The sequence below is a fragment of the Paraburkholderia sp. Cpub6 genome (assembly GCF_014201065.1).
GTDB lineage: Bacteria > Pseudomonadota > Gammaproteobacteria > Burkholderiales > Burkholderiaceae > Paraburkholderia > Paraburkholderia tuberum.
In genome coordinates, this window is record NZ_JACHDM010000030.1 from 1 (window position 1) to 16823 (window position 16823).

Consider the following 16823-nt stretch of genomic DNA (forward strand, 5'->3'; position numbering starts at 1 on the left):
TCCATTCCTCGTCCGAAACATCTGTCGGGTATGGCTTGCGTTCTATCATCCCGCCAGGTTACCAGGTCTGACAGAAAGTGCCTAACACGCTCTAAGAGCAAATCCCATCTCTTTGCGTCATCGCACCACACAGAATATCTACAGAGACCTTAAACATGTGCCGCCGGTAGGTTTCACTAAAAATTGGGTGCATCTATTTATTAATCGAATATAGCAAGATATAACGCCATTTATTTTCGTATGAAGTTTTGACCTCGTCAAGCGTTATGTATCAGCCAATAAAAATTTAACGATTATTTACAATTCCGGATTTACCAAAACGTCGGCTCCTCTCGAAATTCTTATGTGTATCCATGCGCTTTACATATAAAATCTCGACGCAAACAAAGTAATTTTATGAGAAATGCATGAAATGGTGCCGTCATTTTTTGAGTGGCAGTTCGATAATGAGAAGGGAGACCACCTCGGGACTTGCAGGATAAAGATGTCGACAAAGGTGCTACGAGAATCTTGGTACTAAGATAGTCCGTCCTGAACAAACCGAAGTGCCTTGTACAGCAAGGGCTTGACGCAGAAAGCGGTTGATGCAATTGCAGGAACCTGGCAGATTGATGGTTGTTTCCTGCAAATTCTGTCGAGGTCTGGATGGGTCCGAAGACGCCGATGAACGAAGGTGACTTTTTCCGTCAACCGCTTCGTGAGCAGATCAACCTGAAGCATCCGTTGATCAGGCTGGCCGATCTGATTCGGTGGGAGCACTTGCAGGAAGTGATGAGCGCAAGCTTTCGCTCGCGTCGCAGGCGCCCCGCAACGGACACGCGGCTGATCGCGGGACTACGGTACCTGCAGCATGCCTTCGGCTTGTCCGATGAAGAGGTCATCTGGCAATGGGTAGAAAACCCGAACTGGCAGGTTTTTACTGGCGAGACGTACCTGCAGACGAAGCCGCCTCTTGATCCTTCGAGTCTGACGCGCTGGCGCACGAGGCCGGGTGAAGCTGGCGTGGAGGAGTTGCTGGCCGAGACGATCGAGGCGGCCAAACGGGCGGGCGTGCTCAAGCCCAGCAGCGCGAAGCGGGTGATTGTAGATACAACGGTCATGGAGAAGGCGATCGCGCAACCCGACCGACTCACGCCTGTTTGAGCGTTGCCGGCAGCACCTGTTGAAGGCCGCTGCGCGCCACGGGCTGAAGCTGAGGCAGAACTACAACCGCGAAGCACCGCGGCTGGCCGCTCAGATTGGCCGCTACGCGCATGCGAAGCAGTTTCGCCGCATGAAGAAGTCACTGCGCACGTTGCGTTCGCGCGTGGGACGTGTGATGCGTGATGTTGAGCGGCAACTGGATCAGGTTGGTGAAAGTGCTCGCGCTGCACTGGACGAGCTGATCCACCGTGCGAAGCGCATCCTCACGCAAAAGCCCCAAAGACAGCAACAAGCTGTACCCGTTACATGCGCCAGAAGTCGAATGCATATCGAAGGGCAAGGCGCGCAAGCCGTACGAGTTTGACGTCAAGGTGTCGATCGTCACGACCCACCGCGAAGGACTGGTGATCGGTATTCGCTCGATGCCGGGGAATCCCTACGATGGCCATACCTTGGCCGAAGCGCTTGAACAAAGCCGCATGCTGAGCGAGGCGAAGCCCGAGACGGTCTTCTTTGATCGCGACTACCGGGGTGTCGAGATTGATTGTGTGAAGATCTGGCATCCGGGATTGCGTCGCGGCGTGACGCGTGCGTTGCGTGCAATGATCCGGCGGCGCAGCACTATCGAGCCGGCCATCGGGCACATGAAGAGCGACGGCAAGCTCGGGCGTAACTGGTTAAAGGGCGCCGTGGGCGATGCGCTGCATGCCGTGCTGTGCGGCGCTGGTCGCAACCTGCGCATGATCCTCAGGAAGCTGAGCGTTTTTTGCGCTCTCATTCTTGCGATGCTCTATTGCGCTTCTGAAACGAAGAGTTGAACCGGTTAGACATTCCGTCAACACGGCCTCATCGCCTCATCTGAGAGCGGCATTACTCGTCGCATCGCCTGACCGCGTAGCAAAACGAATTGTTCAGCGACGACTAATCTGCTTGCCGGCTGCAACGCTCGCGGCGCAACACCGCCATCCTGCAAACGGCCGAAAACCGACAAAAAACGGTGCCTACTCACGGGGCACCGCTTCTTTCACCGGATCGGCCCACCAGAGCCGACCGCATCTCACATTACTTCGCCGTCACCGCACCGGCCGACGCCCACTTCGGCTCCGGCAACTTTTCCGAACTCCTGGCCATCAGGCAGACCACGACCGCGGCAATCAGATCGAACACCGCCAGCACGACGAACAGCGGGCTATAGCCGATCTGCGTGACGAGCACACCGAACAGCGCGGTGAACGCCGCGGCGCCCAGATATCCAGCCATACCGCCCATGCCCGTCGCGGTCGCGACCTCGTGCTTGCCGAACATGTCCGATGTGATCGCGTACAGTGCACCCGACAACGTCTGGTGCGCGAAGCCGCCGACGCACAGCAGCGCCACCGCCATGTACGGGCTCTCGACGAGACCGACGCACGCCGGCCCGATCATGAACAGCGCACCGACCACGAACACCATCTTGCGCGACGTGAACAGCGACACCTTCGCGTACTTGTGGAACAGCGGGCTCAGATAACCGCCGAGCACGCAGCCGATGTCGGCGGCGAGGAACGGCATCCACGCGAACATCGCGACTTCCTTCAGGTTCATGTGACGCTCGGTCATCATGTACAACGGAATCCACGCGTTGAACGTTTGCCAGGCCGGCTCGGACAGAATTCGCGGAATACCGATCGCCCAGAAATCGCGGCTCGCCAGCATCGCGCGCCAGTTGCGCTTCGGCGTGTTGATGTCATCGTGATGCTTCGCTTCCTGGCCGCTCAGAATGTAGTCGCGCTCCGCGTTGCCCAGCAGCTTCTGGTTGCGCGGATGCTTGTAGATGATCATCCACAGCACGCTCCATACGATACCCGCCGCGCCGACGATCACGAACGCGAGTTGCCAGCGGCCGTGAAACAGTGCCCACACGACGAGCGGCGGCGCAAGCAGCGCGCCAATCGACGAGCCAATGTTGAACCAGCCGATCGCAACCGACCGCTCTTTCGCCGGGAACCACTCGCTGGTCGCCTTCACGCCAGCCGGAATCCCGGCCGATTCGGCGAGACCCAGGATACCGCGGAACACCGCGAGGCTGCGCCAGCCCGTCGCCCATGCCGCCGCCGCGCAAGCCACCGACCACGCCAGCGCGAACACCGCGAAGCCGACCTTGGTGCCGATCGTGTCGAGCACGAAACCGGCGACCGGCTGCATGAACGCATAGCAGAGCTGCCACGCCACGACCACGTGCGAATACTGCTCGGTCGTGATGTTCAGCTCCTTCATCATCGTCGGAGCCGCAACCGACAACGTGTTACGCGCCAGGTAGTTGATGATCAGGCCGGCCGCGACCAGCGCGACCATCCCCCAGCGAATACCCTTGATCTTCATTGCTGCCACTCCTCGTGATGCAATGCCCGTCAAACCGAACGGGACTTAAGCCTTGCGCGAATAGTCGATGCCGACGAAGCTACCGCCCTGGTAGCGCTGGCACAGCTCATCGAGCGGATTCGGGCGCGACAGGATGTCTTGCGCGTAGTCCTCGGCGTTCTGCTTCGGCTCGTAGCCAAGGCGCGCGGCGCCGCTGTTGTCCCACCAGCTGCGCGTATTGGCCGACACGCCCCAGATGGTCAGGAAGCCGACGTCTTCCGCTTCGATGCAGCGCTCGAGGAAATGCATCAGGTCCTTGTGGCCGAACCAGGTGCTCAGATGGCGCTGCTCGGTCGGACGCTCGAGGCAGCTGCCGATCCGCACGCACACGCTTTCGATGCCGTGCTTGTCCCAGTACATGCGCGCGAGCGCTTCGCCCCACACCTTCGACAGGCCGTAGAAGCCGTCCGGGCGCAGTTCGCAGTCGAGGTTCAGATGCTCGGTGACCGGGTACATGCCGATCGCGTGGTTCGAGCTCGCGAACACGATGCGCTTCACGCCGTTGCGGCGCGCGCCTTCGTAGACTTCGACGAGGCCGCGCAGGTTGTTCTCGATGATCTCGGGCAGCGGACGCTCGACGCTCGTGCCGGCGAAATGGATCAGCACGTCCACGCCGTTCAGCAGACGGTCGACCACCGCCGGATCGCGCAGGTCGCCGTTCATCACGTCTTCGCCGTCGACGAGCGGCGTCAGTACTTTGGAGCCCGCGGCCGAGCGCAGCGGCACGCCGCGCGCGACGAATTCAGCACGTACCACGGAGCCGAGCTGGCCGCCGGCGCCACTCAGGGCAATCTTCTTCATAGGGGTTCCTTTTACTGCGCCGCGCGCGAGGTCTTCAGAGAACAGACAGAGGATCTGAGCGGCCGGCGAAATCGCGCTGCGCGCGTCGCATAACACACTCAAGTTGTACGATAACGTACTATCAACGATGGACAAGCGGATTTCAACTCCGCATTTACCCTTAAATTACTGCGCGGTAGTTTCGTAGCTCTTTAAAAAACAAAGGCATAGGAACGGCGAGTTCATGCGACATCGTATAACTCGAAGTGGATTTTTGTTCCAGGAGTGGATTTACCCGACGCCAGCGGGCGCGTGGCGTCCGACGCGAGCGGCGTCCGTATGCCGCCCGCGCCCTCAACAGATCACATCGTTACGTTCGCTCAGGCGCCGATGAATTCGAGCAGATCGGCATTGACCTTGTCGGCCTCCACCGTGCACATGCCGTGCTGGCCGCCCGGATAAACCTTCAGCGTTGCGTTCTTGACGATCTCCGCGGTGCGTCGGCCGGCTGCGTCGATCGGCACGATCTGGTCGTCGTCGCCGTGCAGCACCAGGGTCGGCACGTCGATCTTCTTCAGATCTTCGGTGTAGTCGACTTCGGAGAACTGCTCGATGCAGTCATAGAGCCCCTTGATCGAACCGGCCATGCCCTGGCGCCAGAATGAATCGATCACGCCCTGCGACACCTTCGCGCCCTCCCGGTTGTAGCCGTAGAACGGCACGGCCAGATCCTTGAAGAACTGCGAGCGATCGTCCGCGACGCCCTTGCGGATGCCGTCGAACACGTCGATCGGCAGGCCGAGCGGATTATCGGCGGTCTTCAGCATCAGCGGCGGCACCGCGCCGATCAGCACAGCCTTCGCGACGCGCCCCGTGCCATGCCGGCCGATGTAATGCGCAACTTCGCCACCGCCTGTCGAATGGCCGACCAGCGTCGCGTCCTGCAGATCGAGATGTTCGATCAGCGCGGCGAGATCGTCGGCGTAGGTGTCCATCTCGTTGCCGTCCCACGGCTGCTCCGAGCGGCCGTGACCGCGCCGGTCGTGCGCGATCACGCGAAAGCCCTTGCTGCCGAGAAACAGCATCTGCGCATCCCACGCATCGGCGGTCAGCGGCCAGCCGTGCGAAAACACGACCGGGCGGCCATGGCCCCAGTCCTTATAGAAAATCGAGGTACCGTCTTTCGTCCTGATCGTGCTCATCTGCTGACTCCTTGTCGATGAAGTCTGCCGTCGCCGGCAGGTGGATGAAGCGGAAGCTGCTCACGAAGTATGCGCGCGACGCATGACAGAACGCGCGTGCGAATGCGGCAACGTGTAATGACCTATTGAGAAATTCTGCCGCGAAATAACATCAACACCAAACGAATGGCGAACGGATAATGCGCAACGAATACTGAAGAGAAAAAGCTGAAACGGCCAGGCGGCAGCGTGCATCGTAGAAGTAAAAAAATCGCCTGACCAGCACGCCCACCGACGAAGTCGCTTTGGATGGATCGATTGTCGGCTGGCGACAGACACCGCCCGCGACCTTGCCGCGCAAGGCTGCGCGAAACGAATTGCTGCAGCGCGGTCGATTGACGCAGCTCACGCGACGAGGCACACACGGCCACGTATCGGCCGCCAAAAGAAACTTGATATTCAACAACGGTTTGCCTCATCGATAAGCGTATTTCGCATAAAACAAGGCGGTTTTTTGACGCACATCGCATCGCAGCACTTTTTGTTTCGATCCCCTACTCTTGCGCCATCTGCCCAGCGCAGTGCGCACCGACATCGGTCGACGCGCGTAAGTCCGCTCACGCGGCCATCACGCACAACAGGATCATGAACTCCGCACTATCGGCATTCGATCTCGCGCGCATTCAATTCGCGTTCACCGTTTCTTTTCACATCGTTTTCCCCGCGCTCAGCATCGGTCTCGCCAGTTTCATCGCCGTTCTCGAATGGCGTTGGCTGAAAACCGGCAAGGCCTACTACAAAGATCTTTGTCTGTTCTGGTCGAAGATCTTCGCGGTGGCCTTCGGCATGGGCGTCGTCTCCGGCGTCGTGATGAGCTATCAGTTCGGCACCAACTGGTCGGGCTTCTCGAGTTTCGCCGGGCCGATCACCGGTCCGCTGCTGATGTACGAGGTGATGACCGCATTCTTTCTCGAAGCGGGCTTCCTCGGCATCATGCTGTTCGGCTGGCAGCGCGTGAGTCCGCGGGCGCACTTCGGCGCGACGCTGATGGTCGCGATCGGCACGCTGATCTCGACCTTCTGGATTCTCGCGTCCAATAGCTGGATGCAGACCCCGCAGGGCTTCGAGGTCGTCGACGGTCATGTCGTGCCGCTCGACTGGTTCAAGATCATCTTCAATCCGTCGTTCCCCTACCGGCTCGCGCATATGGCGCTCGCGGCGTTCATCGTCGCGGGGCTGGTGGTCGCGGCGGTCGGCGCGTGGCATCTGCTGCGCGGCCGGCGCGATCCCGCCGTCAAGAAGATGTTCTCGATGGCGCTGTGGCTGCTGTTGATCCTCACGCCGATCCAGGCATTCGTCGGCGATCAGCACGGCCTCAATACGCGCAAGTATCAGCCGGCGAAGATCGCGGCGATCGAAGGCTTGTGGGATACCGAAAAAGGCGGCACCGCGCTGAACCTGTTCGGCATCCCCGACATGAAGGCGGAGACCACGCGCTACGCGCTGTCGGTGCCGCACCTCGGCAGCCTGATCCTCACGCATAGCTGGGACGGCGAAATCCGCGGCCTGAAGGAATTTCCGCCGCAGGACCGGCCGGATTCGACCGTCGTGTTCTGGAGCTTCCGCATCATGGCCGGCCTCGGCGTGCTGATGATCGCGATGTCGATCGCGGCCTGGGTGTTGCGCCGGCGCGGGCGTCTGTTCGAAGCGAAGTGGTTCCAGCGGCTGTGCGTCGCGATGGGGCCGAGCGGCTTCATCACGCTGCTGGCCGGCTGGGTCACCACCGAAGCGGGCCGTCAACCGTGGGTCGTGTACGGCGTGATGCGCACGTCGCAGGCGGTGTCGCCGCTGACCACACAGCAGGTCGGTTTGTCGCTGATGACGTTCGTGGTCGTCTACTTCCTCGTGTTCGGCACCGGCATCTACTACATGCTGAAGCTGATGCGCTCCGGTCCTGCGCTGCCTGGCGGCAAGGCGAACGACATGTCCCACGGCCTGCCGCAGCCGACGCCCGCGCAGACCGCGCGCCGACCGCTGTCCGCCGCCGATCAGATGATCGACGCCGTCTAACCTACGCTTCGAGAGAAAGAAAAAATGGACGTAACCGTCGTATGGGCCGCGATCATCGCGCTGGGCCTTTTCATGTACGTCGTGCTGGACGGCTTCGACCTCGGCATCGGCATCGTCTTTCCGTTCTTCCCCGACGAAAAGGAACGCGACCTGATGATGAACACGGTCGCGCCAGTGTGGGACGGCAACGAAACCTGGCTCGTGCTCGGCGGCGCCGCGCTGTTCGCGGTGTTTCCGGTCGTCTACTCGACTGTGCTGTCTGCGCTCTATCTGCCGCTGGTGTTCATGCTCGTGTGCCTGATCTTTCGCGGCGTGTCGTTCGAGATCCGCGCGAAGTCGCGTCGCACGAGGCATCTGTGGGATCTCGCGTTCATCGGCGGCTCGGCGGGCGCGGCGTTCTTCCAGGGCATCGTGCTCGGCGCGTTCCTGCAAGGCATTCCGGTCGCCCATGGCGCCTATGCCGGCGACGCGTTCGGCTGGCTCACGCCGTTCAGCCTGCTGACGGGCCTCGGACTCGTCGCGACCTACGCGCTGCTCGGCTGCTGCTGGCTCGTCGCGAAGACCGAGGGCGATCTGCAGCGACGGCTGCATCGCGTGGTCTGGCCGCTGACGCTGGTGCTGCTCGGCTTCATCGCGCTCGTGAGCCTGTGGACGCCGCTGATGGATGCGGGCATCGCGCAACGCTGGTTCCGGGACGGGATCTTCTACCGTCTGCTGCCGGTGCCGTTCCTCGTCGCGATCTGCGCGTTCTTCATGCATCGCGCGGTGCGCGCGCGCCATCACAACACGCCGTTCGTGCTCGCGCTGGCGCTCGTGCTGCTCGGCTATCTCGGGCTGCTCGTGAGTCTGTGGCCGTATGCGATTCCGTCGAGCATCACGCTATGGGAAGCCGCCGCGCCACGCTCGAGCCAGACGTTCACGCTGGCCGGCGCGGCGGTGATCCTGCCGATCATCGTCGCCTATACGACGATGGGTTACTGGGTCTTTCGAGGCAAGGTGCGTCATGGCGACCAACATCACTATCACTGAAACGCGGGGCGCCAGTGCGTCGGCTCCCACTGCCGCAACGCCCAGCCGCAAACTGCCGGGCTGGCTCTGGTTCATCGCGCTATGGTGTTTCGGCGTGACCGCGGCGATGTCGCTCGGCTTCGCCTTCAAGCTTCTGATGAATGCGACGCTGTTCGCGGTCAGATAGCGGCGCGCGAACCCGTGTCGATCCGGCGGGCATAACCTTCCGGATCGTGCGCGTCAGCGCTTCAAAAACGGGGCGCGCGGCTCGTCTACGTAGCAAGCCGGAACCTATGCGCGGGAGACCTGCCTTAACATCACGAAGCGCATCGAACGATTCCGGCAGCCGGCCACGCGCGTCGCAGCGCAACTGCGCAGCCTGCAACTGCGGCATGTGCAACGGCGGCAGCCCTCAACGGACAGGCTCGACTCGCGGAGACATCATGAAGTTTCTTGTAGCCGACGACCATGAACTGATCCGGCAAGGCGTCAAAGGCATGCTGCGCGGCTTCGATCCCGACGCCCAGTTCGACGAAGCCGACAGCTGGGAAACCCTTGCGACCGCCGCGCGCCCCGACGCGAATCACGATCTGGCGATCGTCGATCTGCATATGCCGGGCATGAGCGGCGCGACGTCGCTCGAAACGCTGCTGAAGGCGAATCCGGCGCTGCCGGTCGTGGTGCTGTCCGCGGAGGAATCGCCCGACGAGATGCGCGCGGTGCTCGCGGCCGGCGCGCTCGGCTTCGTGCCCAAGCGCCAGCCCGCCAGCGTGATGCTGAAGGCGATCGAGCTGGTGCTGTCCGGCGGTGCCTATGTGCCGATGGAGGCGCTGAGTCTGCTCGGCTCGCGCGAGACGCGGGCGGGCACCGATGCGGATGGATCGGCACGTGTGCCGGCCCCGGGCGCCGCCGCGCAAGCCGTCCGCGGGCCCGGCACCGGCACCGTCCCGCAGATCGAACCGGTCACGCACGTACCGTCGCTGCAGCCGCATCAGCAGCATCTGCTGGAGAACCTGTCACCACGTCAGCAGGACATCATGCGGCTCGTGCATCGCGGCTGGACCAACAAGATGATCGCGCGCGATCTCGGCGTCGCCGAAGGCACGGTGAAGGTGCATCTGTCGGTGATCTTTCGGGCGCTCGGTGTGCATAACCGGTCGACGGCGATCGCCGTCATCAATGGATGGCTGGAGGCCGGGAAGACGTTGTAGCGCTTTGTGCTGCGCCGCAAGCCCAACCCGTCTTGGTTTCCCGCCTCTAAGGCTGCGTTTCGCTTTGCGCGCCTGAGCCCGCTTCGGCTTGCGGCGAGCCGGCCGCGGCGGGCGACGGCGCTGGGTCGTCCGGCGCTCCGCCCCCCAACACCACCGCACCCGCCGGCCGCCCCTGATCGAGCTCCGCCTGCTGCCACAGCATTTCCAGCGTGCGCCGCAACCGCGCCGGCGTCACCGGCTTGTGCAGCACCGGAATCCCCTGCAACGCGAGCGCCGTCAGCTCCGCCGACGCCATATCGCCGGTGATCAGCAGCGTCACCACATTGCCGTGCCCCTCCCGCGCAAGCACGCCCCGTATCGCGCTGAGCGCCTGCGCGCCGGTGCGGTGATTGGCGAGCTGGTAGTCGCACAGCACCGCGTCGGGCACGAAGCCGTCCGCAAGCGCGGCGAGCGCGCCGGCTTCGTCGCGCGCGCCGCGCACGTCGCAGCCCCAGCGCTCGAGCAGACTCGCGAGGCCTTCGAGTATCGACGGCTCGTCGTCGATGCACAGCACGCGCCGCCCCTGCGCGGCCGGGCCGCCCGCGACCGAATCGTTCAGACTCGCGACGATGCCGCTCGCGTCACCCGCCTGCACCGCAAAGCGGAACACCGAGCCGCGCCCCGGCGCCGAGCGCAGTTGCAACTCGCCGCCGAGCAGGCCGACGAGCCGCCTGACGGTCGGCAGCCCGAGCCCATGCCCCTGGCGCGCGTCGCGCTGCGGATTCTCGACCTGGTAAAACTCCTCGAAAACGCGCTCGTGCTCTTGCGGCGCCATGCCGACGCCCGAATCGCGCACCTCGATATAGCCGCCCTTCTGTCGCCCCGCGCGCCGGAAGCCGAGCCAGATCGCGCCTTGCTCCGTATAACGCACCGCGTTCGACAGCAGATTGCTCAACACGCGTTCGAGCAACACCGGATCGTCGTAGACGACCATCGTCGTAGGCGCGATGCGCAGCGCGAGCCCCTTCGCCGCGGCCTGCGGACGATACTGGCTACCGACCCGATCGAACAGCTCGGAGAGCCGGAAGTGCAACCGGATCACCTGGGTCACGCCGCTTTCGAGCCGCGCGAGATCGAGCACCTGGTTGAACAGCTGATTGAGCGCCTCGACGTTATAGACGATGTGCCCGGCCGTCTTCGCGTGCTGCGCGGGCGTCGCCGCCGGATCGTTCAGAGATGCCGCAAGCAGGCCGATTGCATGCAGCGGCTGACGCAGATCGTGGCTTGCCGCCGCGAAAAAGCGCGTCTTCGCGAGGCTCGCTTCTTCGGCGACGCGCTTTTGCGCGGCCAGCGATTCCGCGAGGTATTGCTGATCGACACGCGCCTGCACGACCTGGCGAAACAGCTTGCGATAGCTCATCGCGTAGACGTTGATCGCGCAGAAGAAGAACGCGAGCACGATCGCGAGAATCGTGCGATCGAACGTATGCGAGCCGAAATGCAGCACGATCGACGGCAGCAGCAGAAACGGAATCGACGTCGAAAAATTGAGGAGATCGAATCCATTCGACATGAACACGCCGGCCGCGAGCGTCACCAGCATGACGGTATGCAATAACGGCAGATCGGTTTGCGGACTCTGGAACGCGAACCACACCGCGAAGCCCGGCCCGCTATAGAGGAGCACACCGCGCAGCGCGTGCAGATAGATCCAGTCGCGCGGCGAGACGAGCTGCGGATAACGGCGATTGCAAATCCACAGCGCCAGGCCCGCGCAATTGGCGAGCGCATAAAAAACGAAGCACGCGATAAACAGCGGCGGGGCCGGCACATGCGGCCAGTAGATCGCCACCAGCACCGCGATCGAAAACCAGTGCGAAAAGAACGCGATCGGATCCTGCGCGTAGAGCACGCGCACGAGGTCTTCGTCGATGGCACGCTGGATCGGGTCGGCCCGCATGGGGCGGTCTCCTCTGTCGATCGGCGTGAGCGCTTTAGCGCTTACGCCGATCCCACGCAGCTTTATCGCGCGGGCATGGCAACTTCGTTGAGACGAAACACTGACGAAGCGGCGGCGCTCCGGCGCTTCGTGCAACCGCGGGTCGAAGCGGGCGACCGAACGCGCCGCCCGCGGGGTCTATTCTACGGCGAATGCCCGCTCTTCAGACGAATCGTCAGCAATCCATCAGAAGGTTTACCCGGCAGTTTACCCATCGGCTAACACTTAATCCATATAGGCGAAGGTCTTGCCGCGAACCATACTGCATTCACGTTTCAGCGCGGCATTTCAGCCACCTTCCCTCGACTCGCGGCCCACGCGCCGCGGCTCGCCGCGCTCCCTGCCAACCGACGGAGGTTTTCCATGGGCGCAGTCCCGAGCTACGAGTTCGCCCGCCAACTCGACGACGCGATCCTCCCCGATCTGTGGCGCAGGCGCACCCGGCTCTCAGCGGACGAAATGGTGTCGATGGTCGAACTGGTCAAGCGCGCGTTGCGGACCTACCACCCGCTCGAATTGCAGGCGCTCGGCGAGGACAAGGAAGAACTGGTCGCTCAGTTCATCTACGCGAAGGTGTTGCGCCTCGCGCCCGGCCATACAGAAACGAACGCGTGCGCCGACAGCGCGCCGTCCAACAGCTACGCGGTATGCGCGTATTTCCGCCGCTATCTGATCGACTGCCTGCGCAGCGCGTGCCATCAGCGCAATGTGTCGATGGAGACCGAGGGCGTCGCGCAGGAAATCGATCTGCACGCGCACGCGCTCGAAGACCCGGTGGAAAGCGTGCTGCTGCAATACGGCCTCGACGAACAGCGCGTGCGGCGCGCGGCGCGCGAGTTCATCGAAGGGCTCGACGAACCCGAGCGGATCGTGCTGGCCGGCAGCCTCGGCTGGTGCTCGGAAGGCAAAGGCGGGCTTTCGGCGGTCGCGGCTCGGCATCGGGTGCCCTCTTATCACTATCGCGCCGTCAAACTCGGCGTCACCATGAAAAAGACGGCCGGCGCCGAGGAATTTTCCAACACCAAGATCGGCCGCTGGCTCACCGGCGCGCTCGGCATCGAGATCGACGTCGACAATCGCGCGGCGATTCTGGTTGCGCTGAATCTGCTCGCGGCGGAATCGAGCGATAGCGAATTCAATGAAGTGGCCGCGTAATAGTTCGGATAACCAACAGGCCACATAAGAAGCCCGACAAGTGCGCGCATGCCCGTACGGCCGGGTACACCCGGCAACGGCCGGCCGGGCGTGCCGCCCTGAACGTCGCACGCTACGACTTCGGCGCGCCCTCCACGGCGCGCTTTTTTTGCGCCGATATTCCGCCTACGATAAAAAAGCTCGCGCAGCACGCCGTCTTTGTACCGAAGTCGAGCTTCCGTTCCCCGCATCCGATTCCAGACGAGGTGGTCCTGATGAACCGCTTATCGAGCGCGCCGACGGCGCTGCAACGGCATTATGAGGTGGTCGTGATCGGCTCGGGCTACGGCGGCGCGATCGCCGCGAGCCGCATGGCGCGCGCGGGCCGTCGCGTGTGCGTGCTCGAGCGCGGCCGCGAATTCATGGCCGGCGAGTTTCCGCGCACGCCCGTGCAGGGCGCCGAGCAGATCCAGTACAACACGGCCGAGGCGCAGATCGGTTCGCCGCTCGCGCTGCTCGAAGTGCACGTAAATGAAGACGTCAACGCGGTAGTGGGCTGTGGGCTCGGCGGGACGTCTCTGATCAATGCGAACGTCGCGCTCAAGGCCGATCCGCGCCTGTGGGACGACCCGCGCTGGCCGGCCGCGCTGCGCGCCGACCAAGCCGGACGCGACGACGGCTATGCGCTCGCCTGGAAAATGCTGTCACCGTCGCCCGTGCCCGACGACTTCCCGCCGCTGCCGAAGCTGCAGGCGCTCGAAAAATCGGCGCAAGCGCTCGGCATGGCCGACCGCTTCAGCCGTCCGCCGATCACGGTCACGTTCAAGGACGGCCCGAACGCCGCGGGCGTCGAGCAGCAGCGCTGCGTCGGTTGCGGCGATTGCAACTCCGGTTGCAACTACGACGCGAAGAATTCGACCCACATGAACTATCTGCCCGACGCGGTCGCCCACGGCGCGCAGATTTTCACCGGCACGGCCGTGCATTCGGTACTGCGCGATCCCGACACGCAGCAATGGAAGGTCAACTTCCAGCTCGTGAAGCTCGGCCGCGAAAGCTACGACGCCCCCGATCTGTTCGTGCTGGCCGATGTCGTCATCGTCGCGGCGGGCACGATCGGCTCGACCGCGCTGCTGCTGCGCTCGCGCGACGCGGGCTTGAGCACGTCGGAGATGCTCGGCCAGCATTTCACCGGCAACGGCGACGTGCTCGCCTTCGCATACAACACCGGGGACACGATCAACGGCGTCGGCTGGGGCGAGCACAAGCCGGGGCAGATTCCGCCGGTCGGGCCGACCATCACCGGCCTGATCGACAATCGCGCCGACGAGAAAAACGTCAGGGATGGCTATGTGATCGAGGAAGGCTCGCTGGCCGGTGCGGTCGGCGAGGCGCTCGTCGGCATGCTCGGCGCGGTCGCGCCGCTGGAAGGCGTGGATGCGGCTGGGGCCCCGTCGCTGCTCGAGCGCATGAGTTATGACGCGCGTGCGCTCGAAAGCCTGATCCGCGGCCCGTACCACGGTGCGATGAATCACACGCAAAGCTACCTCGTGATGGCGCACGACGACGAAAGCGGCCGCATCACGGTCGGCGACAAAGGCCGTGCGCGCATCGAATGGAAAAACGCGGGACGCCAGCCGATCTTCCAGAGCATCGAGAACGTGCTGATCGAGGCGACCAAACCGCTCGGCGGCAAATATCTGCGCAACCCGATTTCGACGAAGATCGCCGGCCGGCGCACCGTCACCGTGCATCCGCTCGGCGGCTGCGGCATGGGCGAGGACGCCGCGCATGGCGTGGTCGATCATCTGGGCCGCGTGTTCAGCGGCACGGCCGGCGTCGCGGTGCACGACGGCCTCTACGTGATGGACGGCGCGGTGATGCCGATGTCGCTCGGCGTCAATCCGCTCCTGACCATCTCCGCGCTCGCAGAGCGCAATTGCGCGCTACTGGCCAAAGCGCACGACTGGTCGATCGACTACATGTCGAAGGGCACCGCCACCGCGCCGCCCGCACAGAAGATCGGCCTGCGCTTCACCGAGACGATGGTCGGCACCTACACGCCCAGCGTGGCGGGCGAAGCCGCGAAGAGCGCGATCGAATTCACGCTGACGGTCGAGTCCGACGATCTCGCCGACATGCTGAGCAACCCGAATCACCTCGCGCGCACCGCCGGCACACTGACCTGCCCCGCCCTGTCCGCCCAACCGCTGACGATCAGCGACGGCACCTTCAACCTGTTCGTCGTCGACGAATCCGACGTCGACGAACGCAACATGAACTACCGGATGACGCTCGACGCGGTCGAAGGCAACACCTGGTATCTGACCGGCAAGAAGATCATCACGCGCACGTCGCCGATCAACCTGTGGGAGCAGACCAACACGCTGTATGCGGAGATTCGCGCCGCGGCGCAGGACGATGCGCCCGTCGTCGGCACCGCGACGCTGATCATCACGCCCGAAAACTTCCTGAAGCAGCAGCGCACGCTCGAAGTCACACACGCGCCCGACCTGAAGACGCGCCTCGAATGGACGCTGAAGTTCGGCAAGTTCTTCGCGGGCGTGCTGTTCACCGAATACGGCGGCGTGGCCGCGCCGCTGCAGTTCTACGATCCATACACGCCGCCGCGCGCGAAACGCACGCTGCGCGCGCCGGCGCCGCAGGTCACGTACTTCGACACACCCGACCGCACGCGGCTCAAGCTCACGCGCTACTGCGATCCGGCCGCGGGCAAAGCCGCGAAGCCGATCCTGCTGATCCACGGCTCGGGCGTATCGAGCCGCATTTTCTCGACCGATCTGATACCGACCAACCTCGTCGAATATCTGTACGCGTCGGGCTACGACGTGTGGCTCGTCGATCTGCGCGTCAGCATCGAACTGCCGAGCGTGCTCGTGCCGACCAACGTCGACAAAGTCGCGCGCGAGGACATTCCCGCCGCCGTCGCGAAGATTCGCGAAGTGACCGGCGCGCCGAACATTCAGGTACTCGGCCACTGCCTGGGCGGCCTCGCGCTCAGCATGTCGCTTCTCCATGGACTCGACGGCGTGCGCTCGGCGGTGATTTCGCAGGTATCCGCGCATCCGGTGCCGGGCACGTTGCAACGGATCAAGGCCGGCTTGCATATTCCCGACCTGATGCAGCATCTGCGCATACGCGAGCTCACCGCCTATACGCAGGAAGATTCGTGGCCCGCGAACCTGTTCGACGAAGCGCTGCGTCTCTATCCGCTCGATCACGGCGAGGGCTGCGGCAATCCGATCTGTCATCGCGCGACGTTCCTGTATGGCCTGCTCTACGAGCACGACAAGCTGAACGAGGCGCTGCATGCGAACCTGCAGGAACTGTTCGGCATTCACGACATGGCCGTGTTCCAGCATCTGGCCACGATGGTGCGCGCGGGCCAGGTCGTCGATGCGCGCGGCGACGACGTGTATCTGACCGGCGCGGACGGCATGAAAGGACTCGAGGGCATGCGTTTGCCGATCGGCTTCATTCACGGCGAGAAGAACGAAACCTATCTGCCGGTCAGCACCGCGCGCACTTACGACCTGCTGCGCGAGCGCTTCCCCGAGCAGCCGTACGAGCGGCATCTGATCCCAGGGTATGGGCATATCGACTGCATCTTCGGCAAGAACGCGGCGGTCGATGTTTATCCGTTGATCGTCGGCTATCTGAATGCGCATTGACACGGCTGCATTGCCGATGCGCCACGCATTCGGACAATAAAGCCAAGCATAAAACAAGAGATTTTGATGGAGGCCGGCGTGTCGCAATATTGTGTGGATTTGTTCGACCATTATCTCAAAATCACGAGGCGCGATTAATACGTTAGTATCGACCCGGTCGTAAAGGCGAGGCGCAAAGTTCAGGGCTACACGCTTACGGATGGATCGAGGTAACGACAATTGGCGA

Annotated in this window: 11 protein-coding genes and 1 pseudogene; 7 read left to right on the top strand and 5 right to left on the bottom strand. The window is 63.1% G+C overall.

The features are described from left to right. The first annotated feature begins 645 nt into the window (after nt 1-645). A pseudogene (locus tag HDG33_RS31455) lies at nt 646-1961 on the top strand (IS5 family transposase). 244 nt (nt 1962-2205) lie between these two features. Here the strand turns inward: HDG33_RS31455 and HDG33_RS31460 are convergent. The 4 genes from HDG33_RS31460 to HDG33_RS31475 form a co-directional block, all read right to left on the bottom strand. Further along, nucleotides 2206-3504, bottom strand: a complete 1299-nt coding sequence (locus HDG33_RS31460; RefSeq protein ID WP_184038583.1) for an MFS transporter — start codon at nt 3502-3504, stop codon at nt 2206-2208. Between the two features lie 45 nt (nt 3505-3549). After that, a complete protein-coding gene (locus HDG33_RS31465; protein WP_184038585.1) occupies nt 3550-4344 on the bottom strand; it encodes an NAD(P)-dependent oxidoreductase in 795 nt (264 codons plus the stop codon). 359 nt (nt 4345-4703) lie between these two features. Then, nucleotides 4704-5525, bottom strand: a complete 822-nt coding sequence (locus tag HDG33_RS31470; RefSeq protein WP_018420811.1) for an alpha/beta fold hydrolase — start codon at nt 5523-5525, stop codon at nt 4704-4706. Nucleotides 5526-5676: 151 nt separating this feature from the next. Continuing rightward, nucleotides 5677-5970: a hypothetical protein gene (locus tag HDG33_RS31475; RefSeq protein ID WP_184038587.1), complete on the bottom strand. Its 294-nt coding sequence runs from the start codon at nt 5968-5970 to the stop codon at nt 5677-5679. Nucleotides 5971-6149: 179 nt separating this feature from the next. Here HDG33_RS31475 and HDG33_RS31480 point away from each other — a divergent pair, with 179 nt between their 5' ends. The 4 genes from HDG33_RS31480 to HDG33_RS31495 all read left to right on the top strand — a co-directional run bounded on the left by HDG33_RS31480 (nt 6150) and on the right by HDG33_RS31495 (nt 9793). After that, complete coding sequence (locus HDG33_RS31480) at nt 6150-7574, top strand: cytochrome ubiquinol oxidase subunit I (RefSeq protein WP_184038589.1); 1425 nt, start codon at nt 6150-6152, stop codon at nt 7572-7574. 24 nt (nt 7575-7598) lie between these two features. Further along, complete coding sequence (gene cydB, locus HDG33_RS31485) at nt 7599-8603, top strand: cytochrome d ubiquinol oxidase subunit II (RefSeq protein WP_184038592.1); 1005 nt, start codon at nt 7599-7601, stop codon at nt 8601-8603. Next, the gene (locus tag HDG33_RS31490) at nt 8578-8769 is read left to right on the top strand and encodes a hypothetical protein (RefSeq protein ID WP_184038720.1); all 192 of its coding nucleotides are present in this window, start codon (nt 8578-8580) and stop codon (nt 8767-8769) included. The genes cydB and HDG33_RS31490 overlap by 26 nt, the downstream gene beginning before the upstream one ends. Before the next feature lie 256 nt (nt 8770-9025). Then, complete coding sequence (locus HDG33_RS31495; RefSeq protein ID WP_184038593.1) at nt 9026-9793, top strand: response regulator transcription factor; 768 nt, start codon at nt 9026-9028, stop codon at nt 9791-9793. Between the two features lie 46 nt (nt 9794-9839). Here the strand turns inward: HDG33_RS31495 and HDG33_RS31500 are convergent, their stop codons facing one another. Beyond that, nucleotides 9840-11732, bottom strand: coding sequence for a hybrid sensor histidine kinase/response regulator (locus tag HDG33_RS31500; RefSeq protein ID WP_184038594.1), 1893 nt, complete (start codon nt 11730-11732; stop codon nt 9840-9842). Nucleotides 11733-12134: 402 nt separating this feature from the next. Here HDG33_RS31500 and HDG33_RS31505 point away from each other — a divergent pair, with 402 nt between their 5' ends. Further along, nucleotides 12135-12926, top strand: coding sequence for a hypothetical protein (locus tag HDG33_RS31505; RefSeq protein WP_184038595.1), 792 nt, complete (start codon nt 12135-12137; stop codon nt 12924-12926). A gap of 254 nt (nt 12927-13180) precedes the next feature. After that, on the top strand, nt 13181-16597 hold the full coding sequence (locus HDG33_RS31510; RefSeq protein WP_184038596.1) for an alpha/beta fold hydrolase: 3417 nt from the start codon (nt 13181-13183) through the stop codon (nt 16595-16597). Nucleotides 16598-16823: the final 226 nt, after the last annotated feature.

Bases quoted from the DNA above. Each gene is read 5' to 3' on its own strand.
- cydB (WP_184038592.1), top strand. From the start codon at position 7,599: ATGGACGTAACCGTCGTATGGGCCGCGATCATCGCGCTGGGCCTTTTC.
- HDG33_RS31465 (WP_184038585.1), bottom strand. From the start codon at position 4,344: ATGAAGAAGATTGCCCTGAGTGGCGCCGGCGGCCAGCTCGGCTCCGTG.
- HDG33_RS31470 (WP_018420811.1), bottom strand. From the start codon at position 5,525: ATGAGCACGATCAGGACGAAAGACGGTACCTCGATTTTCTATAAGGAC.
- HDG33_RS31495 (WP_184038593.1), top strand. From the start codon at position 9,026: ATGAAGTTTCTTGTAGCCGACGACCATGAACTGATCCGGCAAGGCGTC.
- HDG33_RS31505 (WP_184038595.1), top strand. From the start codon at position 12,135: ATGGGCGCAGTCCCGAGCTACGAGTTCGCCCGCCAACTCGACGACGCG.
- HDG33_RS31510 (WP_184038596.1), top strand. From the start codon at position 13,181: ATGAACCGCTTATCGAGCGCGCCGACGGCGCTGCAACGGCATTATGAG.
- HDG33_RS31480 (WP_184038589.1), top strand. From the start codon at position 6,150: ATGAACTCCGCACTATCGGCATTCGATCTCGCGCGCATTCAATTCGCG.
- HDG33_RS31460 (WP_184038583.1), bottom strand. From the start codon at position 3,504: ATGAAGATCAAGGGTATTCGCTGGGGGATGGTCGCGCTGGTCGCGGCC.
- HDG33_RS31490 (WP_184038720.1), top strand. From the start codon at position 8,578: ATGGCGACCAACATCACTATCACTGAAACGCGGGGCGCCAGTGCGTCG.
- HDG33_RS31500 (WP_184038594.1), bottom strand. From the start codon at position 11,732: ATGCGGGCCGACCCGATCCAGCGTGCCATCGACGAAGACCTCGTGCGC.